This is a genomic window from Pseudomonas furukawaii, assembly GCF_002355475.1.
Lineage (GTDB): Bacteria > Pseudomonadota > Gammaproteobacteria > Pseudomonadales > Pseudomonadaceae > Metapseudomonas > Metapseudomonas furukawaii.
On the sequence record NZ_AP014862.1, the window covers coordinates 1,935,698 to 1,959,510 of the forward strand.

The window sequence follows — 23,813 nt, forward strand, 5'->3', positions numbered from 1 at the left end:
TCGCCTCGCCTTTCCAGGAGCCAATACCATGTCGAATACCCTGCCCCCCTTCACTGACACCCAGGCCGGCGTCTACATCAATGGCCAGTGGTTGCCTGGCGGTGTCGAGCTGGAGGTGGTGAACCCGGCCACCGAAACCGTTCTGGCACGCATCGGTAGCGGCGATGCCGAGCATGTCGAGTCTGCGGTGCTGGCCGCCAGCCAGGCCTTCCCGGGCTGGGCCCGCAGCAGCGGTGCCGAGCGTGGTGCCCTGCTGCGGCGAATCGCCGAGGGCGTGCGCGAGCGTCGCGATACCCTGATCCGGCTGCAGTCGGCGAACAACGGCAAGCCGCTGTTCGAGGCGGCCATCGACGTGGACGATGTGATCGGCACCTTCGAGTACTACGCCGGCCTGGCCGAGGGCCTGGACGCCCGGCAGAACAGCCCCGTCGAGCTGCCCAGCGAGGACTTCGCCGCGCGCCTGCGCCGTGAACCCTGCGGCGTCGTGGGGCTGATCGTGCCCTGGAACTTCCCCATGGTGACCACTGCGTGGAAGCTGGCCCCGGCCCTGGCCGCCGGTTGCGCGGTGGTGCTCAAACCCTCCGAGGTCACGCCGCTGCCGGAGCTGGAGCTGGCGCGCATCATCCATGACGCGGGCGTTCCGGCGGGCGTGTTCAACCTGGTGTGCGGCACGGGGCTTGCCGTCGGTGCACCGCTGTCGTCCCACCCGAAAGTGGCCAAGGTTTCCTTCACCGGCAGCAACGCGGTCGGCATCCAGGTGATGCAGCGGGCGGCCGAGACCGTGAAGGGCATCAGCCTGGAGCTGGGCGGCAAGTCGTCGCTGCTGGTGCTGGAGCAGGCCGACCTGGACCTGGCGGTGGAGCTGGCCTGTGGCGGGGCGTTCTTCAACGCCGGGCAGATGTGTTCCGCCACCAGCCGCGTGCTGGTGGCCGAGCCCCTGGTGGCGGACTTCCTGGCCCGGATCAGCGCCCGAGCCGCCGCCATCCGCGTCGGCGATCCCTTCAGCGAGGGCGTGGAGATGGGCGCCCTGGTCAACCAGGCCCAGTACCAGCGGGTGCGTGGCCATATCCAGCGCGGCATCGAATCCGGCGCGCGCCTGGTCTGCGGCGGCGAGCGTCCGGCGGGCCTCGAACGCGGCTTCTTCCTCCAGCCCACGGTGTTCTCCGAGGTACCGAAGGACAGTGCCCTGTGGAACGAGGAGATCTTCGGCCCGGTGCTCTGTGTGCGCAGCTTCGCCAGCGAGGAGGAGGCCATCGCCCTGGCCAACGACAGCGAGTTCGGCCTGGTGGCCAGCGTGGTGAGCCGTGATCTCGACGCCGCCGAGCGGGTGGCCAACGCCCTGCAGGCCGGCATGGTGTGGATCAACTCGCCCCAGGTGATCTTCCCCCAGACCGCCTGGGGTGGTTACAAGCAGAGCAGCATCGGCCGCGAGCTCGGCCCCTGGGGCCTGGCGGCCTTCCAGGAACTCAAGCATGTGGTGCGGGCGGTCTGATTCGGTGCCGGGGCCGGTGCGCGCAACGCACCCCTGGGCGTCGGTCGTTCGCGGGCGGCGGCGCTACCAGGGCGTCGCCGGCTCGAAGCTGTCCGCCCGGGCCATGGCCCACATGCGCTCGTAGAAGTCCGCCTCGATCCTGTCCTTGAGCAGGTCGCCCGGCTTGAGGAAGACGTGGATCTGCGAGAACAGGCGGATCTCCTTGTCCGAGACGCGGCGCACCAGATGGCGGGGTTCCAGCTGGTTGGGGTGCTCCAGGCCGGCGGCGGCGAGCATCTCGGCCAGGCCTTTCAGGGTGTTGCGGTGGAACATCTGCACCCGCTGGGCCTTGTCCGGCACCACCAGGGCGCGTTGGCGCAGCTTGTCCTGGGTGGCGACGCCGGTGGGGCACTTGTTCGTATGGCAGCTCTGGGACTGGATGCAGCCGATGGCGAACATGAAGCCTCGGGCCGAGTTGGCCCAGTCGGCGCCGATGGCCAGCACGCTGGCGATGTCGAAGGCGCTGATGATCTTGCCGCTCGCCCCGATCTTGATCTTGTCCCGCAGGTTCAGCCCCACCAGGGTGTTGTGGACGAACAGCAGGCCTTCGCGCAGGGGCACGCCGATATGGTCGGTGAACTCCAGCGGGGCGGCGCCAGTGCCGCCTTCCTTGCCGTCCACCACGATGAAGTCCGGCAGGATGCCGGTCTCCAGCATGGCCTTGGCGATGCCCATGAATTCCCAGGGATGGCCCAGGCAGAACTTGAAGCCCACCGGCTTGCCGCCCGAGAGTTCACGCAGCCTGCCAATGAACCGCATCATCTCGATGGGTGTGGAGAAGGCGCTGTGGCGAGACGGCGAGATGCAGTCCTCGCCCATGGGCACGCCCCGGGTCAGGGAGATTTCCTCGGTGACCTTGTGCCTGGGCAGGATGCCGCCGTGTCCCGGCTTGGCACCCTGGCTCAACTTGATCTCGATCATCCGTACCTGGGGATTGGTCGCCTGGGCGGCGAAGCGTTCCGGGTCGAACTGGCCGTCGCTGGTACGGCAGCCGAAGTAGCCGCTGCCCAGTTCCCAGACCAGGTCGCCGCCGTTCTCCCGGTGGTAGGGGCTGATGCTGCCCTCGCCGGTGTCGTGGTAGAAGTTGCCCAGCCTGGCCCCCCGGTTCAGGGCGCGGATGGCGTTGGCGCTGAGGGAGCCGAAGCTCATGGCGGAGATGTTGAACACCGAGGCCGAGTAGGGCTGGGTGCACTGGGGACCGCCCACCACCACGCGGAAGCTGCCGGGGTCGGCCAGGGGCGCCGGTCGCATGGAGTGGCCGATGAATTCGTAGCCGGTCCGGTAGACGTCGATCAGGGTGCCGAAGGGCTTGTCGGCGCCCTCGTTCTTGGCGCGGGCGTAGACCAGCGAGCGCTGGGCGCGGGAAAAGGGCAGTCGGTCGTCGTCGCTCTCCAGCAGGTACTGGCGGATCTCCGGGCGGATGCTTTCCACCAGGTAGCGAATGTTGCCCAGCACCGGGTAATTGCGGCGCACGGCGTGGGGCACCTGCAGCAGGTCGAAGATCCCCAGGACGCTCAGGGCGGCGGTCAGCAGGGTGAAGGGCCAGATCCAGTCGTGGTCGGTGAAGGGCAGGCTGAACAGGGTGAACAGCACGCAGAAGGCGAAGAAGGCGTAGCGGCTCAACAGGGACAGGCTCATGCGGACTCCTCGTTATCAGGTAGCTGCACAGGGTAGCCCCTGCGGCGGGTAATTGCCTTGCGATGGCTCAAGGGCGAGCCTTGGGTAGGGTGCGCCCTGCGCACCGCAAGCACGGCACCGGGGTTCCGGTGCGCGTGGCGCACCCTACGGATGCCGGTGGGGGCGAAGGAAAAGAAAAACGGCCCGCGAGGGGCCGTTTTCCGTACCGCAGGAAGCGTCAGCCGCCCAGGTAGGCGTCGCGTACCTTGGGGTCGTTCAGCAGGTCGTGGCCGCTGCCTTGCATGACGATGCGGCCGTTCTCCAGCACATAGCCACGGTCCGCCAGCTTGAGCGCCTGGTTGGCGTTCTGCTCCACGAGGAACACGGTCACGCCATCCCTGCGCAGCTGTTCGATGATGTCGAAGATCTGCTGGATGATGATGGGCGCGAGGCCGAGGGAGGGCTCGTCCAGCAGCAGCAGCTTCGGCTTGCTCATCAGCGCGCGGCCGATGGCGAGCATCTGCTGTTCACCGCCGGACATGGTGCCGGCGCGCTGCTCGAAACGTTCCTTCAGGCGCGGGAACAGGTGCAGCACCTTGTCCATCTGCTCCTGGTAATCGCCCTTTTCGGTGAAGAAGCCGCCCATGGCCAGGTTCTCTTCGACGGTCAGGCGGGCGAACACCCGGCGGCCTTCCGGCACGACGGCGATGCTCTTGCGCATGATGTCGCAGGATTCCTGGCCCACCAGTTCCTCGCCCTCGTAGCGGATGCTGCCGCTGGCCGCGCGCGGCGAGCCGCACAGGGTCATCAGCAGGGTGGACTTGCCGGCGCCGTTGGCACCGATCAGGGTCACGATCTCGCCCTTCTTCACGTCCATGCTGACGTCGTGCAGGGCCTGGATCTTGCCGTAGAAGGTGGACACCTTTTCGAAGGTCAACATGACTCAGGACTCCCCCAGGTAGGCTTTGATCACGTCGGGGTTGTTGCGGATCTGCTCCGGCGTGCCGTCCGCCAGGGGAGTGCCCTGGTTGATCACGTAGATGTGGTCGGAAATGCTCATCACCAGCTTCATATCGTGCTCGATCAGCAGCACGGTCACGTTGTGCTCGTTGCGCAGCATGGCGATCAGCGCCTTGAGGTCGTCGGTTTCCTTCGGGTTCAGGCCGGCGGCGGGTTCGTCCAGCATGAGGATGCGCGGGCGCGTCATCATGCAGCGGGCGATTTCCAGGCGACGCTGCTGACCGTAGGCCAGGGTGCCGGCGGGGCGGTTGGCCACGTCGGTGAGGTTGACCTTGTCCAGCCACAGGGCGGCGTAGTCCATGGCCTCGCGCTCGCTCCGGCGGAAGCCCGGGGTCTTCAGCAGGCCGGCGAGGAAGTTGGTGTTCAGGTGACGGTGCTGGGCCACCAGCAGGTTTTCCACCGCCGTCATTTCCTTGAACAGGCGGACGTTCTGGAAGGTCCGCACCACGCCCTTGCGCGCGATCTTGTGGCCCGGCAGGGCCTCGATCTGCTCACCGTCCAGGCGGATGCTGCCGGAGGTGGGCTGGTAAAAGCCGGTGAGGCAGTTGAACACGGTGGTCTTGCCGGCGCCGTTCGGGCCGATCATGGACACCACCTGCTTTTCATTGACGGTCAGGCCCACCCCGTTGACGGCCAGCAGGCCGCCGAAGCGCATGGTGAGGCCGCTTACTTCGAGAATCGGGCGGCTCATTGTTTCAGCTCCAGGTGGGGACGTTGCATCGGCAGCAGGCCTTGCGGGCGCCAGATCATCATCAGCACCATCAGGGCGCCGAACATCAGCATCCGGTACTCGCTGAATTCACGCATGAGTTCGGGGAGCAGGATCATCACGATGGCCGCGAGGATCACGCCCAGCTGCGAGCCCATGCCACCCAGCACCACGATGGCGAGGATGATCGCCGACTCGATGAAGGTGAAGGACTCGGGCGTCACCAGGCCCTGGCGGGCGGCGAAGAAGCTGCCGGCGAAACCGGCGAAGCAGGCGCCCAGGGTGAAGGCGGAAAGCTTGATCACGGTGGGGTTCAGGCCCAGCGCGCGACAGGCGATCTCGTCTTCCCTCAGGGCTTCCCAGGCGCGGCCGAGGGGCATGCGCAGCAGGCGGTTGATCACGAACAGTGCGAGCAGGGCCAGCAGCAGCGCGACCAGGTAGAGGAAGATCACCTTGTTGATGGAGTTGTAGGCGAACCCGAAGTACTCGTGGAAGGTCTGCAGGCCTTCCTCGGCGCGGCGCTCGAAGGACAGGCCGAACAGGGTCGGCTTGTCGATGTTGCTGATGCCGTTGGGGCCGCCGGTGAGCTCGGTCATGTTGCGCAGCAGGATGCGGATGATCTCGCCGAAGCCGAGGGTCACGATGGCCAGGTAGTCACCGCGCAGTCGCAGCACCGGGAAGCCGAGGATGAAGCCGAAGGTGGCGGCCATCAGGCCGGCGATCGGCAGGCAGATCCAGAAGCCCAGTCCGTAGTAGTGCGACAGCAGGGCGTAGCTGTAGGCGCCGACGGCGTAGAAGCCGACGTAACCCAGGTCCAGCAGGCCCGCCAGGCCCACCACGATGTTCAGGCCGAGGCCCAGCAACACGTAGATGAGGATCAGGGTGGCGATATCCACCGCGCCGCGGGAGCCGAAGAACGGCCACACCAGCGCCAGGACGATCAGGCCGAGGATGAACCAGCGCTGGGTCGAGGGCAGGGTGAGGAAGTTGCTGGCGTTCTTGGACAGGCCCGGCAGCTTGGGCGCGGCGGCCCAGGCGCCCTGCACCTTGTCGCGCAGCAGTTGCCAGAAGAACATCGCCACGGCGCAGGCACCGATGGCCAGCAGGGTGGCGTTGTCGGCACCGGTCACCACCAGGCCCACGCCGACCACGCTCAGCTTCAGGCCGAGGATGGGGTAGGCCACGGCCAGCACCAGCAGCGCGCTGAAGAATGCGGTCTTGAGACGAGTACTCATACCTTTTCAACCTCCGGACGGCCGAGGATGCCCGTCGGGCGGAACAGCAGGACCAGCACCAGCAGGCTGAAGGCCACCACGTCCTTGTACTGGTCGCCGAAGAGGTCGGCGCCGAAGGCTTCGGCCACACCGAGGACCAGGCCGCCGAGCATGGCGCCCGGAATGCTGCCGATGCCGCCGAGCACGGCTGCGGTGAAGGCCTTGATGCCGGCGAGGAAGCCGATGTGCGGGTTGATCACGCCGTACTGCATGCCCAGCAGCACCGCGGCCACGGCGGCCAGGGTGGCGCCGATGACGAAGGTCAGGGCGATGATGTTGTTGGTGTTGATGCCCAGCAGGTTGGCCATGCGGATGTCTTCGGCGCAGGCACGGCAGGCGCGGCCCAGGCGCGAACGGGAGATGAACAGGGTCAGCCCGTACATCACCAGGAAGGTGACCACGAAGATCAGGATCTGCATGTAGGAGATGACCACGCCGTTCATGGCGCTTTCACCCAGGATGAAGTTGCCCGGGATCAGGTTGGGGATGGCCTTGTCCTTGGAGTCCTGGGTCAGGAGCACTTCGTTCTGCAGGAAGATCGACATGCCGATCGCGGAGATCAGCGGGATCAGGCGGTTGCTGCCGCGAAGGGGCCGGTAGGCGACCCGCTCGATGCTGTATCCATACGCGCTCGCCACGATGATGCTGGCGGCGAAGGCCGCGAAGATGACGATCGGCAGGCTGTCCAGACCGAGCATGGTGAGCCCGGCAATCACGATGAAGGCTACGTACGAGCCAATCATGTAAACCTCGCCGTGGGCGAAGTTGATCATGCCGATGATGCCGTAGACCATGGTGTAGCCGATGGCGATCAGGGCATAGGTGCTGCCAACGGTCAGGCCGTTAACCAGCGTTTGTAGATAGTGGTAGAGATCAGGCATTCCCTAACTCCCTCGGACATCACGTAAAGCGACGCTTGTGGCGCGGCGGAGTCCGATAAAACACGGATAAACAAAGCCCACTGCTTGAGGCAGTGGGCTTTGCGTTCAGGCGGGAAGCTTATTTAGCTTCGGTCTTGGTGCCGTCCTTGTGCCACTCGTACACCACGAAGCTGAAGTCCTTCAGATCGCCCTTCTCGTCGAAGGCCAGGTTGCCGGTCGGGGTTTCGAAGGTGTTGGCGCGCAGGGCGGCCGCCACCTTGGTGGTGTCGTCTTCGCCGGCTTTCACGATGCCGTCGGCGATGACTTTCACAGCGGCGTAGGCCGGGAACACGAACGGACCGCTCGGGTCTTCGTTCTTGGCCTTGAAGGCTTCTACCAGGGCCTGGTTCTTCGGATCCTGGTCGAAGGACTTCGGCAGGGTCACCAGCAGGCCTTCGGAGGCTTCGCCGGCGATGGCCGAGAGTTCCTTGTTACCCACGCCTTCCGGACCCATGTACTTGACCTTCAGGCCCTTCTCGGCGGACTGGCGCAGCAGCAGGCCCAGCTCCGGGTGGTAGCCGCCGTAGTAGACGAAGTCCACACCGGCCTGCTTCATCTTGGAGATGATGGTGGAGAAGTCCTTGTCGCCGGCGTTGATGCCTTCGAACAGGGAGACTTTCACGCCCTTGTTCTCCAGGGTCTGCTTGACGGCGGTGGCGATGCCTTCACCGTACTGCTGCTTGTCGTGCAGGACGGCAACGGCCTTGGGCTTGACGTGGTCGGCGATGAAATTGCCGGCGGTCGGGCCCTGCAGGCTGTCCAGGCCGATGGTGCGGAACACCAGCTGGTAGCCACGGGAGGTGATGTCCGGGCTGGTGGAGGCCGCGGTGATCATCAGGATGCCTTCGTCTTCATAGATGTCGGAGGCGGGTTGGGTGGAGCTGGAGCAGAGGTGGCCGACCACGTAGTGGATGCCATCGTTCACGATCTTGTTGGCCACGGCGACGGCCTGTTTCGGGTCGCACGCGTCGTCGTAGACCACACCTTCAAGTTGAGCGCCGTTCACCCCGCCGGCCTTGTTGATCTGCTCGATCGCCATCTTGGCGCCAATGAATTGCATCTCACCGTACTGGGCAACCGCACCGGTTACCGGACCGGCCAGGGCGATCTTGATGGTGTCGGCCGCTACGGAGTAGCTGGCGACGCCGGCCAGAGCCATGGCGGCGAACAGTTTGGAAATCTGCTTGGTAGCCTTGTTCATAGTGCTCCACTCTTGTGTTTTTCGTTGTTGTTGTCCTGTTTGCCGAAGCTACGGGACAGGGAATTGCTCCCCGCCGTCACCCCCCGGCAACTGTACCGGAACAGTGTAGATTGCCGATTTGCGGCTTGAAAAGCAGGGGGGTGATGGCGGAATGAGCTCGTGTCGCTATATCGAAACAAACGTATAGAAATACGGCGTGTCTTGTGCGGAGTGGGGAACGTCAGGCCGGGCTTGTGTGAATGTTGACCGACGCTATCATTGCGCCCCCCAATCCCTTTGTTACCAACCCACACGAAACACGCCATGAACGATAACGCTAGCACCCTCTATGCCAAGCTGCTCGGCGAAACCGCCGCCATTACCTGGGAGGAGCTGCAGCCCTTCTTCGCCCGTGGCGCATTGCTCTGGGTCGATGGCGCCGAAGACCTGGTGGGCGTTGCCCTGGCGGTGGCCGAGGACGACAAGACCCGCGTCGCGGCGCTGCTGACCGAAGGCAAGCTGTCGAAGGTGGACGAGAACCGCGCGCAGGACCTGCTGGCCCGGGACCCGAAACTCTGGGCCGTGGTGGTGGCGCCCTGGGTGCTGATCCAGGAGCGGGACGAGGCGCCTACGCGCCACTGAAAGGCCCATTCCAGAGCCTTGTCGAGTTGATCCAGGACTGTGCCCCGGGTCAACCGCCGCACCGCTTCGGGGCGCTGCGGCAAAGCCTGTTGGGCGAGCTAGACTGATTTCACCTTCCCCATTCCAGTCAGCTACAGGGAGCATCATCATGTTCGAACCAGGCCATGTGCACCGGGCCAGCCTGCCCGGTTTTCCGGGGCAGCAGTTCTCCATCGACGTCTATTACGAAGCGCGCCCGAACCCCAAGGAAGGCACCATGCTGCACTTGCGCATGGTGGGCGAGATCGACGGCCGGCATTTCGAGGAAGAGTTCGAGATGCACCGCGACACCGCCTTCAACTTCGCCAGCGTGATCTCCAAGGTGGCCGTGAAGAACGGCCTGCACCCCAACAACACCCTGATCATGCGTAACCACCAGGAATACGACCAGGTATTCGCCGACATCCGCCGCGTGCTGGGCGCCGCGCCCGGCGAAACGGTGAACTTCGATCACCTGGAGAAGGACGGCTTCTGACCGCCGCTCTTTGCCCGTAGGAGCGAGCTTGCTCGCGAATCGCCCCGCGCCTTCGCCGGCAAGCCGGCTCCTACGAAGCCCGGCGCCACACAGGTCTGTAGGAGCGAGCTTGCTCGCGAACGGGGCCGCGCCTTCGCCGGCAAGCCGGCTCCTACGAAGCCCGGCGCCACACAGGTCTGTAGGAGCGAGCTTGCTCGCGAACCGCGCCCGTGTGATTCGCCGGCAACGGCACCCTAGGCGCTGACCCAGCGCTGGCGCATCCAGCCGCTGGTGGCGTCCACCGCCAGCACCAGGGCGAGCATGGCGAGGATGACGCTGGCGGCCTGGGCCTCCTGGAACAGCGAGAGGCTCATGTAGAGCATCTGCCCCAGCCCGCCGGCACCGACGAAGCCGAGCACGCTGGCCATGCGGATATTGTTTTCCCAGCGATAGAGCATGTAGGCCACCAGCTGCGGCCAGACGCTGGGCAGGGTGCCGTAGCAGAAGGCGGCGATGCGCCCGCCGCCGGCCAGGCGCACGGCTTCGGCGGGTTCGGGCGGGGTGTTTTCCAGGGCTTCGGCGAACAGCCGGCCGAGCACGCCCGCCGTGTGCAGGGCGAGGGCCAGGGTGCCGGCGTTGGGACCGAGACCGGCGGCGAGCACCATCAGGGCGGCCCAGACCAGTTCCGGCACGGCCCGCAGCGCGTTCAGCACGAATCGTGAGGCGCTTTGGGCTACAAGCCCGAAGCGGCCGGAGGCGGGCAGGGCCAGGAGCAGGCCGAGCAGGGCCGCCAGCAGGGTGCCCAGGGCCGACATGGCGAGGGTTTCCAGGGCGCCTTGGCCGATGGCGGCGAGGTGCGGTGCGGAGAGGTCCGGTTGCAGGAAGCGCGCGGCGTAGCGGCCCATCTGCGACAGCGAGTCGCCGCTCACCAGGGCGCCGAGGTCAATGCCCAGCCAGGCGAAGGAGGCGAATACCGCCGCCAGCAGGAGCAGGATCACCAGCAGGTTGCCCGACCTCATGCGAACCTCCCGCGCAAGAAACGGCTGAGCTGGTCGGCCAGCAGCACCAGAGCGAGGAAGGTGAGCAGCATGCTGGCCACTTCGCCGCCTGCGAACATGCGCATGGACAGGTCCATCTGCTGGCCCAGTCCGCCGGCGCCGACGAAGCCCATCACCACCGAGGCGCGGATGGCGCATTCCCAGCGGTAGACGGTGTAGGAAATCATTTCCGCCGCCGCGTTGGGCAGCACACCGTAGGCGAACGCGGCCAGGCGCGGGGTGCCGGCGGTGAGCAGGGCGCGGGCCGGGCGCGGGTCCACCGATTCGAAGATTTCCGCATAGACCTTGCCCAGCATGCCGCCGTAGGTGATGGCGATGGCCAGTACGCCAGCGGTGGGGCCGAGGCCCACGGCGCGGACGAAGAGCAGCGCCCAGACGATTTCCGGCACGCTGCGCAGGAAGATCAGCAGGCCGCGCACCGGCCAGCGCAGGGCCTGGGCCCACCAGGCCGGGCGGCCGGCGCGATGCACGGCGGACAAGGACAGCGCGCGGCTGGCCAGCAAGGAGGCGGGCAGGGCGATGAGCAGGGCCAGGCTCATGCCGGCGGTGGCGATGGCCAGGGTTTCCAGGGTGGAACGCCCTAATAGAAGCAGGAATTCCTCGCCGTGCTCCGGTGGCCAGAAGGCCGAGACGAACTGCCCCATGGTGCGGGCGTTGTCCTCGTTCAGCAGCACGGCCGGGTTCAGCTCGCTCAGTTCGAGGCCGGGCCAGAGCAGGGCCAGGGCCAGGAGGCTGAGCAGCAGGCGGGGCAGGGCCGCCGGGTCGCGAGGGGCGCTACTCAGCATCGCGGGATATTCAGCACGGTCGGCGCCACGGGCGGCGAGGCCGGCAGGTCGCCCCGCAGTTGTTCGTTGGCGTAGAGGGCGTCCAGGTCGGCCTGGGTCACTTCGGCCCGGGGACGGTCGAAGGCGATGCGCCCGTCCCGCACGCCGACGATGCGGGGGAAGTGCGCCAGGGCCAGTTCCACCGCATGGAGGCTGGCCAGCAGGGTCACGCCGCGACGGCTGGCGTCGGCGCAGAGCACGCCGAGGGTGTGGTCGGCCAGCACCGGGTCCATGGCGGACACCGGTTCGTCGGCGAGGATCAGGTCCGGCGCCTGGTAGAGCACCCGGGCGATGCCGACCCGTTGCAGCTGACCGCCGGAGAGCTGGTCGCAGCGCTGGAAGAGCTTGTCGGCCAGGTCCAGCCGAGCCAGGGCGGCCTGGGCGCCGGCGCTGTCCAGGGGATAGAGCAGGCTGAGCAGGCCCTTGGCCAGTGGCCACTGGCCGAGCTTGCCGGCGAGCACCGCGGTGACCACCCGCTGCCGGGGCGGCAGGGGCGGGGCCTGGTGGATCAGGCCGACGCGCGTGCGCAGGCGCTGGCGCTCGCGGCCGGAGAGCGACCAGGGGGCGACGCCGAGCAGTTCGAACTGCCCGGCGGCGGGTTTCAGGCCGGTGGCCAGCAGGCGCAGCAGGCTGGTCTTGCCGGCGCCGGAGGGGCCGATGATGGCGACCCGTTCTCCGCTGGCGATGGAAAGATCGATTCCCCTGAGCGCGGGCTGGCCGTTGGCGTGGACCAGGTCCACGCCGGAAAGCGCCAGGCTCACTTCAACAGGCCGGCCGAGCGTGCGGCTTCCTCGATGCCGGTGTAGTTCTCAGGCTTGGTGGGGATGAAGCGGGTGGCGGCCTGGAGGTCGAGGATCGCCTTGTGCTCCGGGTTGGCCGGGTCGAGGGCGAGGAAGGCCTGCTTGATCTTCTCCGCCAGGGCCGGGTCGAGGGTGCCGCGCACGGTCCAGTTGTAGTCGTAGTAGGTCGGGGTGGTGGAGATCACCTTGACCTTGGCCGTATCGACCTTGCCGGCGTCCACCAGTTTCTGCCAGACGCTGGCGTTGAGCACGCCGGCGTCCACCTTGCCGGCCTGCACCCAGGCCACGGTGGCGTCGTGGGCGCCGGAGTAGGCGACGCGGGAGAAGAACTGCTCGGGATTGATGCCGTCCTGCTGCATGAAGTAGCGCGGCATCAGGCTGCCGGAAGTGGAGGACACGGAGCCGAAGGCGAAGGTCTTGCCCTTGAGGTCCTGCAGGCTCTTCACGCTGGCGTCGGCGGTGATGAACTTGCTGGTGAATTTCTCGTCCTGCTCACGCTGCACCAGGGGAATGGCGTTGCCGGTCTTCAGGCGGGTCTGGACGAAGGTGAAGCCGCCCAGCCAGGCCATGTCCAGGCGGTCGGCCGCCAGGGACTCGACCACCGCAGCGTAGTCGGCGACGGGGACGAATTCGACCTTCATGCCCAGCGACTGCTCCAGGTAGGCGCCGAGGGGCTTGAACTTGCGCAGCAGTTCGGTGGGGGCTTCGTCGGGAATGGCCGAGACCTTGAGGACCTCGGCGGCCTGAGACATCAGGGTGGACAGGGACAGGGCGACGCCTGCCACGAGGGCGAGGGAGCGTTTGAACATGGGATTCTCCGGTTCAATAGCGGAAAAGGCTGGCGGATTATAGTGGCCGCCGGTGCACTTGGAAGCTTCACGTCACGCATCAGGCGTTTAAGATGTGCGCCTTCACCCATCGCCTGGAGTCCCGGCATGACCGCTTCCCTGCCTTCCATCGCCTTCGCCGGCATCGGCCTGATGGGCCTGCCCATGACCCGCCGCCTGCTGGCTGCCGGCTATCCGCTGACCGTCTGGAACCGCTCCCCGGAGAAGTGCGCCCCGCTGGTCGCCGCTGGCGCCCGTCAGGTGGGGACGCCCGCCGAGCTCTGCGCCGGGGCGGATATCCTCATGCTCTGCCTGGCGGATACCCGCGTGGTGCGCAAGGTGGTGTTCGGCGAGGGCGGCATCGTCGAGGGCGCGAGGCCCGGGCAGTTGCTGGTGGACTTCTCCAGCCTGGAGCCGGCCGCCACCCGGGAAATGGCCGCTGCACTGGAAGCCCGTACCGGCATGCGCTGGATGGATGCGCCGGTGTCCGGCGGCACGCCCGGCGCCGAAGCCGGCACCCTGGCCATCATGGCGGGCGGGCATGAGGACGATGTGGAGCGGGTGCGGCCGATCCTCGCCCACCTGGGCCAGCGCCTGACCCGGATGGGCGCGGTGGGTGCCGGCCAGGTGACCAAGGTGTGCAACCAGATGATCGTCGCCTGCAACGCGCTGGTGATCGCCGAGGTGGTGGCCCTGGCGGAGAAGGCCGGGGTGGACGCCCGCCTGATCGCGCCGGCGCTGGCGGGCGGGTTCGCCGATTCCCGGCCGTTGCAGATCCTCGCCCCGCAGATGGCGGAGAGCCATTTCGAGCCCATCAAGTGGCATGTGCGCACCCTGCTCAAGGACCTGGACACGGCCGTGCGCCTGTCCCGCGAGCACGATTCGGCGACACCGCTCAGCGGCCTCGCCGCCCAGTTGATGCGCCTGCATGGCAGCCAGGGCAACCTGGAGCGTGATCCGGCTACGCTGGTGGAAATGTATCGGGAGAACCGTGAATGAAGATCGCCGCCAACCTGTCCCTGCTGTTTACCGACCGCCCGCTGATCGAGCGGGTCATCGCTGCCCGCGTGTCCGGTTTCGACGGCGTCGAGGTGCAGTTTCCCTACGAGTTGCCGGCCATTCGCATGAAGGAAGTGCTGGAGGCGGCCGGCCTGCCCCTGATCCTCTTCAACCTGCCCGCCGGCGACCTGATGGAAGGCGGCCCCGGCCTGGCCGCCGTTCCCGAGCGCCAGGAGCAGTTCGATACCGCGCTGGAGCAGGCCCTGGCCTATGCCGCCATGACCCGCCCGCGCTTCGTCAACGTGCTGCCGGGGCGCCTGGCCGATGGGCTCAGCCGCGAGCGCGCACTGGCCTGCCTGGCCAGCAACCTGCGCAAGACCGCCGAGGCCTTCGCCGTGCTGCACATCGGCGTGGTCTGCGAGGCGGTGAACCCGCTGGACATGCCCGGCTTCCTGGTGAATACGCCAGAGCAGCTGGACCGCCTGCTGCGGGATGTGGACCACCCCAACCTCCAGGCCCAGTACGACCTCTACCACATGGCCCGGCAGGGCGTGGACATGGCGGCGGGCATTCGCCTCCTGGCGGGGCGCATCGGCCATGTGCAGTTCGCCGATGTACCCGGCCGGGGCGAGCCGGGCAGCGGCCAGGTCGATTTCGAACCGGTCCTGCGCGCCTTGCAGGAGGACGACTACCCCGGCTGGCTGGGCGCCGAGTACAAGCCCAGCGGCGTCACCGCCGACAGCCTGGGCTGGCTGCCGGAATGGAAGGCCCGCTGGGCCTGACCCCGCTTTTTCCTGTTTGCGCCGGATATCGCGGCGGGAGCGAAGGCACTCGGCCTCGCCCCGCAGCTGTCCCGAACGATACGACTAGAGAGACCCCATGACCGACCCTATTCGCCTGACCCAGTACAGCCACGGCGCTGGCTGCGGTTGCAAGATCTCGCCCAAGGTGCTGGATGTGATCCTCGCCGGCAGCGGCGCGCAGAACCTCGACCCCAAGCTGTGGGTGGGTAACGCCTCCAGGGATGATGCCGCCGTCTACGCCCTCGATGAGGAGCGCGGCGTGGTGTCCACCACCGATTTCTTCATGCCCATAGTCGACGACCCCTACGACTTCGGCCGCATCGCCGCCACCAACGCCATCAGCGATATCTACGCCATGGGCGGCGATCCGCTGATGGCCATTGCCATCCTCGGCTGGCCGGTCAATGTGCTGCCGCCGGAAGTGGCCCGGGAGGTGGTCCGGGGCGGGCGCGCGGTGTGCGACGAGGCGGGCATCCCGCTGGCGGGCGGGCACTCCATCGACGCACCCGAGCCCATCTTCGGCCTGGCCGTGACCGGCGTGGTGGACAAGCGCCATATGAAGCGCAACGACACCGCCACCGCCGGCTGCAAGCTGTACCTGACCAAGCCCCTGGGCATCGGCATCCTCACCACGGCGGAGAAGAAGGGCAAGTTGCGCGAGGCGGACATCGGCCTCGCCCGCGACTGGATGTGCACCCTGAACAAGCCCGGTAGCCGCTTCGGCAAGCTGGCGGGGGTGAAGGCCATGACCGATGTGACCGGCTTCGGCCTGCTCGGCCACCTGGTGGAGATGGCCGATGGCAGCGGCCTGACCGCCCAGCTGGATTTCGCCAGGGTACCGAGCCTGCCGGGCGTCGAGCATTACCTGGAGCAAGGCTGCGCGCCCGGCGGCACGCTGCGCAACTTCGAGAGCTACGGCCACCGCCTGGCGCCGCTTTCCGAGGTGCAGAAACTCCTGCTGTGCGACCCGCAGACCAGCGGCGGCCTGCTGCTGGCGGTGGAGCCCGAGGGGGAGGCGGAGTTTCTCGCCGTGGCCGAGGAGCTGGGCCTGGCCCTGGCGCCCATCGGCCAGATGCGCGAGCGACAGCGTCTCGCGGTCGAGGTGGTCTGATGCGCCCGGATACCTCGAACTACCGCGATATCTTTCTCAACGATCGGCCGATGATGGACGCCCGCGCGCCCGTGGAGTTCGCCAAGGGCGCCTTCCCCCATACGGTGAACCTGCCGCTGATGACGGACATCGAGCGGCAGAGGGTCGGCACCTGTTACAAGCAGCATGGCCAGCAGGCCGCCATCGAGCTGGGCCATCAACTGGTCAGTGGCGCCACCAAGGCCGAGCGCATCGAGGCCTGGGCCGCTTTCGCGCGGGCCAACCCCCAGGGCTATCTCTACTGCTTCCGGGGCGGGCTGCGTTCGCAGATCGTCCAGCAGTGGCTGAAAAGCGAGGCGGGAATCGATTACCCCCGCGTCAGCGGCGGCTACAAGGCCCTGCGCGCCTTCCTGGTGGAAACCACCCAGCAGGCGGTGGGGCAGTGCGATTTCGTCCTGGTGGGTGGATTGACCGGCACCGGCAAGACCGATGTGGTCGCCGAGCTGGCCAACAGCCTGGATCTGGAAGGCCACGCCAACCATCGGGGTTCCAGCTTCGGCAAGCGCGCCACGCCACAGCCGGCGCAGATCGATTTCGAGAACCGGCTGGCCATCGACATCCTGAAGAAGCGCGCCGCCGGGCACGAACAGTTCGTGCTGGAGGACGAAGGGCGCATCGTCGGCAGCTGCTCGCTGCCGCTGGAGCTCTACCAGGGCATGCAACGCTTCCCCATGGTCTGGCTGGAAGACAGCTTCGAGGACCGGGTGGAGCGCATCCTGCGGGATTACGTGGTGAACCTCTGTGCCGAGTTCATCGACGCCCACGGCGATGAGGAGGGCTTCCCCCGCTTCGCCGAGCGCCTGCGGCAGAGCCTCGACAACATCCTCAAGCGCCTGGGCGGCGAGCGTCACCAGCGCATGGCGGCGCTGATGGACCAGGCGCTGGCGGAGCAGCGGGCCAGCGGGGCCGTGGACCTGCACCGTGGCTGGATCGAAGGGTTGCTGCGGGAATACTACGACCCGATGTACGCCTACCAGCGGGAGAACAAGGCGTCGCGGATCGAGTTCGCCGGCGAGCAAGAGGCGGTGCTGGAGTACCTGCGGCAGCGGCGTCCCGCGCGCTAGGAGCCTGTCCGCGAACCGGGCCGCGCCATTCGCCGGCAAGCCGGCTCCCACGAGGCGGGCTTGCCCGCGAACCAATCCGCGCGCTTCAGGTGGGATTGGGCCGCAGGGGCAGTACGTTGCTGGCGACGGAGCCCTGTTGCTGTCGCAGGAAGTCGGTGATGCCATCCAGGCGTTGGGGACGGCTGATCAGGTAGCCCTGGATGAAGTCGCACCCGTGGCTTTTCAGGAAGTCCAGTTGCTCGCGGCTTTCCACGCCCTCCGCCACCACCTGCAAGTGCAGCGTATGGGCCATGCCGATGATGGCCTGGACGATCTCCATGTCGGCGTGGCTGCCGGGGAGGTCCATGATGAAGGAGCGGTCGATCTTCAGGGTGTCCAGCGGTAGGCGCTTGAGGTAGGCGAGGGAGGAGTAACCGGTACCGAAGTCGTCGATGGAGATGCAGAGGCCCAGGCTGCGCATGCACTCCAGCAGGTACAGGGCCTGGTTGACGTTGCTCATCAGGGCGTTCTCGGTGACCTCCAGTTCCAGCCGCCTGGGGTGGATGTCATGCGCCTGGAGGGTGTGTTTCACCTCGTCCACCAGGTCGTCGCGGCAGAGGTTCAGCGCCGAGCAGTTCACCGCCACGCGCAGGTCGGGAAACCCCTCGCCGGCGAGGATGGCCAGGTCCTGGCAGGCGCGGCGCAGCACCCAGGCGTCCAGCTCGGCGATGAAGCCGTTGGCCTCGGCCACGCCGATGAACCGGTCCGGCGGCAGCAATCCCAGTTGTGGATGCTGCCAGCGCACCAGTGCCTCCAGCTTGACCACCTGGCCATTGCGCAGGTCGAGGATGGGTTGGTAGGTGAGGAAGAGGCCGTTGTCCCGGCTCAGGGCCAGGTGCAGCTCCTCTTCCAGCTGCAGTTCGAAGGTGGCCTTGTTCTTCAGGTGCCGGCTGAAGAAATGCAGGTTGTTGCGCCCGCTGCTCTTGGCCTGGTAGAGGGCGAGGTCCGCGTGCTTGAGCAGTTCCTCGCAGGTCTCGCCATCATCGGGGTAGAGACTGATGCCGATGCTGGTGGTCATGCTGAAGGTGCGACCGGCGAGTGTGATGGGGGCCTTCATCTGCTCCATGATGCGTTGGGCCAGCGCCTTGGCTTCGGCCAGGTTCTCCAGGCTGGCGAGCACGCAGAACTCATCGCCGCCCAGGCGCGCGAGCATGTCCTCGCGGCGTAGCGCCGCACGGACCCGCTCCGAGACTTCCCTGAGCAACTGGTCGCCGGCGTCGTGTCCCAGGTTGTCGTTGACCCGCTTGAAGTGATCAATGTCGAGGAACATCACCGCCAGGGAATGCTGGTGCCGGGCATGCTGCTCCAGTTTCTCGGCGAAGAACTCGTTGAAGGCGCGACGGTTGGGCAGGCTGGTCAGGGGGTCCACATGGGCCACGTTCTGCAGGGCCACCTTCACCTGTTCCAGCTCCCGCAGCAGGCCGTTGACCCGTTGCAGGTCGATCTCCTTGCTCTGCAGCTTCTTGTCGGTCCAGGCCACGCCGAGGGAGAAGAGCAGCACCATGCCGGCGATCACCGCGAGGCCGAGGCCCAGGCCCTGGGCGTTGTCGGTGGCGGTCGGGATCAGCGCCGTACCGACGGGAACGGTCATCTGCAAGGCCTGCATGCCGGTGAAGTGCATGCTGAAGATGGCCATGCCCATCGCCAGGCTGGCGGGAATCTTCAGCAGGTGGCGGCCTTCGTCCGGGTTCCGGAAAAAGGCGGATAGCAGCGTGGCCGCGAGGCTGGCGCCAATGGCGATGGCTACTGACAGTGCGACCAGGGTGGGTTGGTAGTGGAGCGTGGCGGGAGAACGAACGGCGGCCATGCCGGTGTAGTGCATGGCGGTGATGCCGAGGCCGATCACCAGGGCGGCCGACAGGTGCTGGCTTGTGGTGATGCGGGGGCGGCCGAGGATATGCATGCCCACCAGGCAGGCGCTCGTGACCAGTAGCAGGGAGAGGGCGGTGGTGGGGATGTCGTACTGGATGCTCACCGGTGCTTCGAAGGCCAGCATGGCGATGAAGTGCATCGCCCAGATGCCGCCACCCAGGCAGCCGGCGCCCAGCCAGCTCCAGCGTCGGCGATTCTCGGGCTGCTGGGCGTTGGCCACCCGCTCGGCCATGTCGAACGCGCAGTAGCCCGCCGCCGAGGCCACCAGGAAGGCCAGCAGCACCAGCCAGGTGTTGTGGCTGCAGGCCAGGAGAACCTGGCCGTCCGCCGGAAGTTCATTGCCGAAGCGCAGGCCCAGCCAGTCCATAGAGCGCATTCCCTTGCTGACGGTTGAACGGGGGGAGGTGTGAGGGGGTTGCTGGCACAATGCTGCCAGTATAGCCAGCGTGCTCGCCGAGCCCCCGCCGGGCGTGGCCTGGCGCCGAGTGGTCGATACGACGGGATGGTCGGTCGGGGCGGGGGCGGCCCCCTTTCAGCATCGGGTTACATAAAGACTACGAATGGTCGCAGACAGCCGCCGAGGGAAGCCTCTAGATTGCTGCTTCGCGCCCGCCATACGGTTACCCGGGCACCTGACGACAATAACGAGACCGATGTCCCATGCAGCAAACCCCTCAAGCGACCAATGCCTGGCGTGTGCTCTTCCTGCTGTTCCTGGCGAACCTGTTCAACTTCTTCGACCGCACCATCCCGGCCATCATCATCGAACCGGTGCGCCATGAGTGGAGCCTGAGCGATTTTCAGCTGGGCCTGATCGGTACCGCCTTCACCCTGGTCTATGCCGTTGCCGGCGTACCCCTGGGGCGGCTGGCGGACACCGGCGCGCGGCGGAAGATCATGGGCTGGGGGCTCGCGATCTGGAGCGCGCTGACGGCCGTCAATGGCCTGGCCTGGAACTTCTGGAGCTTCCTGCTGATACGCATGGGCGTGGGGATCGGCGAGGCGAGCTACGCGCCGGCAGCCAACTCGCTGATCGGCGACCTGTTCCCGGCCCACAAGCGCGCGCGGGCCATGGGCATCTTCATGCTCGGCCTGCCGCTGGGACTGGTGCTGGCGTTCTTCACTATCGGCGCCATGGTCAAGGCCTTCGACAGCTGGCGCGCGCCCTTCTTCATCGCGGCGGTTCCGGGGCTGATCCTCGCGGTGTTCATGTTCTTCATCAAGGAGCCGGCCCGGGGCGCCGCCGAAGCGGTGCGGTCGGCCGCCGTCGCCCCCCTGGACAGGCCATTGCGTCGCGTCCTGGCCATTCGCACCTTCTGGTGGCTGACCCTGGCGGGCCTGACCTTCAACTTCGCCACCTACGCCACCAACTCCTTCCTGGTGCCGATGCTGCAACGCTACTTCCTCATGCCCCTGGAGCAGGCGGCCATCGCCACCGGGGTGATCACCGGGCTCACCGGACTGGTGGGGCTGACGCTGGGCGGCTGGGTGGCGGACAAGGTGCATCAGAAGTCCGAGCGGGGGCGCCTGTTGCTGGCGGCCTTCAGCATGGCGGTGGCGGCGGCCTGCACCGGCTACGCGCTGATCGCCGGGCGTATCGACATCGGCCTGTTCGTCGGGGTGTTCAGTGTCGGCTGGCTGTTCGCCTACAACTTCTACACCTGCGTCTACACCGCCATCCAGGACGTGGTGGAGCCGCGCCTGCGGGCGACCGCGATGGCGCTGTTCTTCGCCGGGCTGTACCTGCTGGGCGGTGGACTGGGGCCAGTGGTGGTGGGGTTGCTGTCCGACCATTACTCCCAGGTGGCCATGCTGGCGGCGGGCGCCACCGAGATGAACGAGACCTTCAAGGCGGAGGGCCTGCACAACGCCCTGTACCTGGTGCCGGTGGCCCTGACCCTGACCCTGCTGGCGCTGTTCCAGGCGTCCCGTTGCTTCGTCCGCGATGCGGCGATCATGCGCGCGGGGCTGGCGGCGGCCTGAGGGCGGTCGGTGGTGAGGGCTTGCCCGCGAAGCGGTCCGCGTCCTTCGCCGGCAAGCCGGCTCCTACGTCCCGGGAGCCGTTTAGCCGGCCACCAGCACCCGGATCGACTCCAGGCGCAGGGCCGCCTTGTCCAGCAGCTGCAGGCCTTCGTCACGCTGGTGGCGGACGGCCTCCAGCTCGCTGTCGCGAACGGTCGGGTTGACCGCCTGGAGCGCGGTCAGGCGGGCCAGCTCCTCGTCCAGCTCGGCCTTCAGGCGGCGCTGGGCCTCGGTGACGCGTTCGATGTGGCGCGGCGCGACCTTGGCCTCGGCGGCGTTGATCTGCTTGGCCAGCACGTCACGCTGGGCCTGGACGAACTTGTTGGCGCTGCCACGGGGCACCGATTCCAACTGGTCGTTCAGGGTGTCGAAGCCGACCTTGGCCGCCAGGTCGTTGCCGTTGCCGTCCAGCAGGCAGCGCAGCGCCTTGGGCGGCAGGAAGCGGCTCAATTGCAGGGCGCGGGGAGCGACCGCCTCGCTGACGTAGATCAGCTCCAGCAGCACGGTGCCGGGTTTCAGCGCCTTGTTCTTGATCAGCGCCACGGCGGTGTTGCCCATGGAGCCGGACAGCACCAGGTCCATGCCGCCCTGCACCATGGGGTGTTCCCAGGTGAGGAACTGCATGTCCTCGCGGGACAGGGCCTGGTTGCGGTCGTAGGTGACGGTCACGCCTTCGTCGTCGCCCAGGGGGAAACCGGCGTCCAGCATCTTCTCGCCGGGCTTGAGCACCAGGGCGTTCTCGGAATGGTCCTCGCTGTCGATGCCGAAGGCCTCGAACAGGCTCTCCATATAGATAGGCAGCGCGAACTGGTCGTCCACCTCGAGGATGTCTTCCACCAGGCGTTCGCCTTCGCCGGCGCCGCCGGAGTTCAGCTCCAGCAGGCGGTCGCGGCCGTTGTGCATCTCGCCTTCCAGACGCTTGCGCTCGGCTTCGGCTTCCTGCACCAGGGTGTCCCAGGCACCGTCGTCGCCGCCTTCCAGCATCGGCAGCAGCTGCGGGCCGAAGCGGTGCTGCAGGGCGCTGCCGGTGGGGCAGGTGGCGAGGAAGGCGTTCAGGGCCTGGTGATACCACTGGAAGAGACGCTCCTGGGGGCTGTTCTCCAGGTAGGGCACGTGCAACTGGATGGTGTGCTTCTGGCCGATGCGGTCCAGGCGGCCGATGCGCTGTTCCAGCAGGTCAGGGTGGGCCGGCAGGTCGAACAGCACCAGATGGTGGGCGAACTGGAAGTTGCGGCCCTCGGAGCCGATTTCCGAGCAGATCAGCACCTGGGCGCCGAACTCCTCGTCGGCGAAGTAGGCGGCCGCACGGTCCCGCTCGAGGATGCTCATGCCCTCGTGGAAGACGGTGGCGGGGATGCCGGAACGCACCCGCAGGGCGTCTTCCAGGTCCAGGGCGGTTTCCGCGTGGGCGCAGATGACCAACACCTTGAATTTCTTCAGCATCTTCAGGGTGTCGATCAGCCACTCGACGCGCGGGTCGAATCGCCACCAGCGCTCGTTCTCGTCCGCACCGTCCTGCTGGGCCTGGAAGCTGACTTCCGGGTAGAGGTCCGGGTGATCGCCGATGGGCAGCTCCATGTACTCGGAGGGGTTCGGCAGCGGGTAGGGGTGCAGCTGGCGCTCGGGGAAGCCCTGCACGGCGGCGCGGGTGTTGCGGAACAGCACACGGCCGGTGCCGTGGCGGTCCAGCAGCTCGCGCACCAGGCGCGGAGCCGCCTCGGCGTCGCCGGCGGCCAGGGCCTTGAGCAGGTCTTCGCCTTCCTCGCCGAGGAAGCCCTTGATGGTGGCTTCGGCCTTGTCGCTCAGGCGGCCCTGGTCCAGCAGCTCCTGGACGGCTTCGGCCACCGGGCGGTAGTTGGCGCTTTCCGCGCGGAAGGCTTCCAGGTCGTGGAAGCGGTTCGGGTCCAGCAGGCGCAGGCGGGCGAAGTGGCTTTCCTGGCCCAACTGCTCCGGGGTGGCGGTGAGCAGCAGCACGCCGGGGACGACCTCGGCCAGTTGCTCCACCAGGCGGTATTCGGGGCTGGCCTGTTCCGGGTGCCAGACCAGGTGGTGGGCTTCGTCCACCACCAGCAGGTCCCAGCCGGCGGCGAAGGCGGCGTCCTGGGCGCGCTCGCTGGACTTCAGCCACTCCAGGGAGACCAGCGCCAACTGGCTGTCCTCGAAGGGGTTGCTGGCGTCGCTTTCGGCGAAGCGCTCGGCGTCGAACAGGGCCACCTGCAGGTTGAAGCGGCGGCGCATCTCCACCAGCCACTGATGCTGGAGGTTCTCCGGCACCAGGATCAGCACGCGGCTGGCGCGGCCGGAAATCAGCTGGCGATGGATCACCAGGCCCGCTTCGATGGTCTTGCCCAGGCCCACTTCGTCGGCCAGGAGGACGCGGGGCGCGACGCGGTCGGCGACTTCACGGGCGATGTGCAACTGGTGGGCGATGGGCTGGGCGCGGGCGCCGGAGAGCCCCCAGAGCGGGGACTGCAGCAGGCGCGAACGGTGCTCCAGGGTGTGGTAGCGCAGGGCGAACCACTTGTGCGGGTCGATCTGGCCGGCGAACAGGCGGTCGTTGGCCAGGCGGAACTGGATGAAGTTGTTCAGCTGGGTCTCGGGCAGCGTCCGCGGCTCGTTCTGCGCGGTGATGCCGTGGTAGACCAGCAGCCCGTCGACGTCTTCGACTTCCTGGACGTTCAGCTTCCAGCCTTCGAAATGGGTGATCTCGTCGCCGGGGGCGAAGCGCACGCGGGTCAGGGGCGCGTTGCGCAGCGAGTACTGGCGGGTGTCGCCAGTGGCCGGGTAGAGCACGGTGAGCAGTCGGTCATCCAGTGTCAGGATGGTCCCGAGCCCCAGCTCCGCTTCGCTGTCACTGATCCAGCGTTGCCCCGGTTGATACTGCTGCGCCATGCGTGTCTCCCTGAGATGAAAAAAGCCGCGTATGTTAACGGAACCGAGGGCGCAGGGCGACGCCGGAGTCGGACCGA

Annotated in this window: 20 protein-coding genes; 8 read left to right on the forward strand and 12 right to left on the reverse strand. The window is 67.1% G+C overall.

Annotated elements, in window-relative coordinates:
• Positions 1 to 28: 28 nt before the first annotated feature.
• Positions 29 to 1,492: an aldehyde dehydrogenase family protein gene (locus KF707C_RS08980; RefSeq protein WP_003456504.1), complete on the forward strand. Its 1,464-nt coding sequence runs from the start codon at positions 29 to 31 to the stop codon at positions 1,490 to 1,492.
• A 63-nt stretch (positions 1,493 to 1,555) separates the two neighbouring features.
• On the opposite strand, the gene KF707C_RS08985 is transcribed toward KF707C_RS08980, so the two are convergent.
• From KF707C_RS08985 to KF707C_RS09010, 6 genes are all read right to left on the reverse strand, one after another.
• Positions 1,556 to 3,169: an FMN-binding glutamate synthase family protein gene (locus KF707C_RS08985; RefSeq protein ID WP_003456505.1), complete on the reverse strand. Its 1,614-nt coding sequence runs from the start codon at positions 3,167 to 3,169 to the stop codon at positions 1,556 to 1,558.
• A gap of 217 nt (positions 3,170 to 3,386) precedes the next feature.
• A complete protein-coding gene (locus KF707C_RS08990; protein WP_003456506.1) occupies positions 3,387 to 4,088 on the reverse strand; it encodes an ABC transporter ATP-binding protein in 702 nt (233 codons plus the stop codon).
• 3 nt (positions 4,089 to 4,091) lie between these two features.
• On the reverse strand, positions 4,092 to 4,859 hold the full coding sequence (livG, locus tag KF707C_RS08995; protein WP_003456507.1) for a high-affinity branched-chain amino acid ABC transporter ATP-binding protein LivG: 768 nt from the start codon (positions 4,857 to 4,859) through the stop codon (positions 4,092 to 4,094).
• Positions 4,856 to 6,112: a high-affinity branched-chain amino acid ABC transporter permease LivM gene (locus tag KF707C_RS09000; RefSeq protein WP_003456511.1), complete on the reverse strand. Its 1,257-nt coding sequence runs from the start codon at positions 6,110 to 6,112 to the stop codon at positions 4,856 to 4,858. Before KF707C_RS09000 ends, livG begins: the two co-directional genes overlap by 4 nt.
• A complete protein-coding gene (gene livH, locus KF707C_RS09005) occupies positions 6,109 to 7,032 on the reverse strand; it encodes a high-affinity branched-chain amino acid ABC transporter permease LivH (protein ID WP_003456513.1) in 924 nt (307 codons plus the stop codon). Before livH ends, KF707C_RS09000 begins: the two co-directional genes overlap by 4 nt.
• A 118-nt stretch (positions 7,033 to 7,150) precedes the next feature.
• The gene (locus KF707C_RS09010; RefSeq protein WP_003456514.1) at positions 7,151 to 8,272 is read right to left on the reverse strand and encodes a branched-chain amino acid ABC transporter substrate-binding protein; all 1,122 of its coding nucleotides are present in this window, start codon (positions 8,270 to 8,272) and stop codon (positions 7,151 to 7,153) included.
• Between the two features lie 303 nt (positions 8,273 to 8,575).
• Here KF707C_RS09010 and KF707C_RS09015 point away from each other — a divergent pair, with 303 nt between their 5' ends.
• Both KF707C_RS09015 and KF707C_RS09020 read left to right on the forward strand, forming a co-directional pair.
• Positions 8,576 to 8,893 (forward strand): DUF2288 domain-containing protein, encoded by a 318-nt coding sequence (locus KF707C_RS09015; RefSeq protein ID WP_003456516.1) that lies wholly within the window; start codon positions 8,576 to 8,578, stop codon positions 8,891 to 8,893.
• A gap of 148 nt (positions 8,894 to 9,041) precedes the next feature.
• The gene (locus KF707C_RS09020; protein WP_003456518.1) at positions 9,042 to 9,407 is read left to right on the forward strand and encodes a DUF5064 family protein; all 366 of its coding nucleotides are present in this window, start codon (positions 9,042 to 9,044) and stop codon (positions 9,405 to 9,407) included.
• A 233-nt stretch (positions 9,408 to 9,640) separates the two neighbouring features.
• Here the strand turns inward: KF707C_RS09020 and phnE are convergent, their stop codons facing one another.
• From phnE to KF707C_RS09040, 4 genes are read right to left on the reverse strand one after another with little or no spacing between them, the layout of a single operon-like run.
• The gene (gene phnE, locus KF707C_RS09025; RefSeq protein ID WP_003456519.1) at positions 9,641 to 10,405 is read right to left on the reverse strand and encodes a phosphonate ABC transporter, permease protein PhnE; all 765 of its coding nucleotides are present in this window, start codon (positions 10,403 to 10,405) and stop codon (positions 9,641 to 9,643) included.
• Positions 10,402 to 11,229, reverse strand: coding sequence for a PhnE/PtxC family ABC transporter permease (locus KF707C_RS09030; RefSeq protein WP_003456520.1), 828 nt, complete (start codon positions 11,227 to 11,229; stop codon positions 10,402 to 10,404). Before KF707C_RS09030 ends, phnE begins: the two co-directional genes overlap by 4 nt.
• Complete coding sequence (locus tag KF707C_RS09035; RefSeq protein ID WP_003456521.1) at positions 11,223 to 12,029, reverse strand: phosphonate ABC transporter ATP-binding protein; 807 nt, start codon at positions 12,027 to 12,029, stop codon at positions 11,223 to 11,225. Before KF707C_RS09035 ends, KF707C_RS09030 begins: the two co-directional genes overlap by 7 nt.
• Positions 12,026 to 12,877, reverse strand: a complete 852-nt coding sequence (locus tag KF707C_RS09040) for a putative selenate ABC transporter substrate-binding protein (RefSeq protein ID WP_003456522.1) — start codon at positions 12,875 to 12,877, stop codon at positions 12,026 to 12,028. The genes KF707C_RS09035 and KF707C_RS09040 overlap by 4 nt, the downstream gene beginning before the upstream one ends.
• A gap of 126 nt (positions 12,878 to 13,003) precedes the next feature.
• On the opposite strand from KF707C_RS09040, the gene KF707C_RS09045 reads away from it, so the two are divergent.
• The 4 genes from KF707C_RS09045 (at position 13,004) to mnmH (ending at position 16,911) form a co-directional block, all read left to right on the forward strand.
• The gene (locus tag KF707C_RS09045; protein WP_003456523.1) at positions 13,004 to 13,894 is read left to right on the forward strand and encodes an NAD(P)-dependent oxidoreductase; all 891 of its coding nucleotides are present in this window, start codon (positions 13,004 to 13,006) and stop codon (positions 13,892 to 13,894) included.
• Positions 13,891 to 14,676 carry a hydroxypyruvate isomerase family protein gene (locus tag KF707C_RS09050; RefSeq protein WP_003456524.1) on the forward strand — a complete coding sequence of 262 codons (786 nt, stop codon included), beginning with the start codon at positions 13,891 to 13,893 and terminating at the stop codon, positions 14,674 to 14,676. Before KF707C_RS09045 ends, KF707C_RS09050 begins: the two co-directional genes overlap by 4 nt.
• Positions 14,677 to 14,773: 97 nt before the next feature.
• Positions 14,774 to 15,808, forward strand: coding sequence for a selenide, water dikinase SelD (gene selD, locus KF707C_RS09055; protein ID WP_003456525.1), 1,035 nt, complete (start codon positions 14,774 to 14,776; stop codon positions 15,806 to 15,808).
• Positions 15,808 to 16,911 carry a tRNA 2-selenouridine(34) synthase MnmH gene (gene mnmH / locus KF707C_RS09060; RefSeq protein WP_003456526.1) on the forward strand — a complete coding sequence of 368 codons (1,104 nt, stop codon included), beginning with the start codon at positions 15,808 to 15,810 and terminating at the stop codon, positions 16,909 to 16,911. The genes selD and mnmH overlap by 1 nt, the downstream gene beginning before the upstream one ends.
• A gap of 85 nt (positions 16,912 to 16,996) precedes the next feature.
• On the opposite strand, the gene KF707C_RS09065 is transcribed toward mnmH, so the two are convergent.
• The gene (locus KF707C_RS09065; RefSeq protein ID WP_003456527.1) at positions 16,997 to 19,189 is read right to left on the reverse strand and encodes a putative bifunctional diguanylate cyclase/phosphodiesterase; all 2,193 of its coding nucleotides are present in this window, start codon (positions 19,187 to 19,189) and stop codon (positions 16,997 to 16,999) included.
• A 293-nt stretch (positions 19,190 to 19,482) separates the two neighbouring features.
• On the opposite strand from KF707C_RS09065, the gene KF707C_RS09070 reads away from it, so the two are divergent.
• A complete protein-coding gene (locus tag KF707C_RS09070) occupies positions 19,483 to 20,805 on the forward strand; it encodes a spinster family MFS transporter (RefSeq protein WP_003456529.1) in 1,323 nt (440 codons plus the stop codon).
• 81 nt (positions 20,806 to 20,886) lie between these two features.
• Here KF707C_RS09070 and rapA read toward each other — a convergent pair whose 3' ends face one another.
• On the reverse strand, positions 20,887 to 23,736 hold the full coding sequence (rapA, locus tag KF707C_RS09075) for an RNA polymerase-associated protein RapA (RefSeq protein WP_003456532.1): 2,850 nt from the start codon (positions 23,734 to 23,736) through the stop codon (positions 20,887 to 20,889).
• Positions 23,737 to 23,813 lie beyond the last annotated feature (77 nt).

Excerpts from the sequence above, each read along its gene's own strand:
- KF707C_RS08980 (WP_003456504.1), top strand. The coding sequence starts at position 29 with ATGTCGAATACCCTGCCCCCCTTCACTGACACCCAGGCCGGCGTCTAC.
- KF707C_RS08985 (WP_003456505.1), bottom strand. The coding sequence starts at position 3,169 with ATGAGCCTGTCCCTGTTGAGCCGCTACGCCTTCTTCGCCTTCTGCGTG.
- KF707C_RS08990 (WP_003456506.1), bottom strand. The coding sequence starts at position 4,088 with ATGTTGACCTTCGAAAAGGTGTCCACCTTCTACGGCAAGATCCAGGCC.
- livG (WP_003456507.1), bottom strand. The coding sequence starts at position 4,859 with ATGAGCCGCCCGATTCTCGAAGTAAGCGGCCTCACCATGCGCTTCGGC.
- KF707C_RS09000 (WP_003456511.1), bottom strand. The coding sequence starts at position 6,112 with ATGAGTACTCGTCTCAAGACCGCATTCTTCAGCGCGCTGCTGGTGCTG.
- livH (WP_003456513.1), bottom strand. The coding sequence starts at position 7,032 with ATGCCTGATCTCTACCACTATCTACAAACGCTGGTTAACGGCCTGACC.
- KF707C_RS09010 (WP_003456514.1), bottom strand. The coding sequence starts at position 8,272 with ATGAACAAGGCTACCAAGCAGATTTCCAAACTGTTCGCCGCCATGGCT.
- KF707C_RS09015 (WP_003456516.1), top strand. The coding sequence starts at position 8,576 with ATGAACGATAACGCTAGCACCCTCTATGCCAAGCTGCTCGGCGAAACC.
- KF707C_RS09020 (WP_003456518.1), top strand. The coding sequence starts at position 9,042 with ATGTTCGAACCAGGCCATGTGCACCGGGCCAGCCTGCCCGGTTTTCCG.
- phnE (WP_003456519.1), bottom strand. The coding sequence starts at position 10,405 with ATGAGGTCGGGCAACCTGCTGGTGATCCTGCTCCTGCTGGCGGCGGTA.
- KF707C_RS09030 (WP_003456520.1), bottom strand. The coding sequence starts at position 11,229 with ATGCTGAGTAGCGCCCCTCGCGACCCGGCGGCCCTGCCCCGCCTGCTG.
- KF707C_RS09040 (WP_003456522.1), bottom strand. The coding sequence starts at position 12,877 with ATGTTCAAACGCTCCCTCGCCCTCGTGGCAGGCGTCGCCCTGTCCCTG.
- KF707C_RS09045 (WP_003456523.1), top strand. The coding sequence starts at position 13,004 with ATGACCGCTTCCCTGCCTTCCATCGCCTTCGCCGGCATCGGCCTGATG.
- KF707C_RS09050 (WP_003456524.1), top strand. The coding sequence starts at position 13,891 with ATGAAGATCGCCGCCAACCTGTCCCTGCTGTTTACCGACCGCCCGCTG.
- selD (WP_003456525.1), top strand. The coding sequence starts at position 14,774 with ATGACCGACCCTATTCGCCTGACCCAGTACAGCCACGGCGCTGGCTGC.
- mnmH (WP_003456526.1), top strand. The coding sequence starts at position 15,808 with ATGCGCCCGGATACCTCGAACTACCGCGATATCTTTCTCAACGATCGG.
- KF707C_RS09065 (WP_003456527.1), bottom strand. The coding sequence starts at position 19,189 with ATGGACTGGCTGGGCCTGCGCTTCGGCAATGAACTTCCGGCGGACGGC.
- KF707C_RS09070 (WP_003456529.1), top strand. The coding sequence starts at position 19,483 with ATGCAGCAAACCCCTCAAGCGACCAATGCCTGGCGTGTGCTCTTCCTG.
- rapA (WP_003456532.1), bottom strand. The coding sequence starts at position 23,736 with ATGGCGCAGCAGTATCAACCGGGGCAACGCTGGATCAGTGACAGCGAA.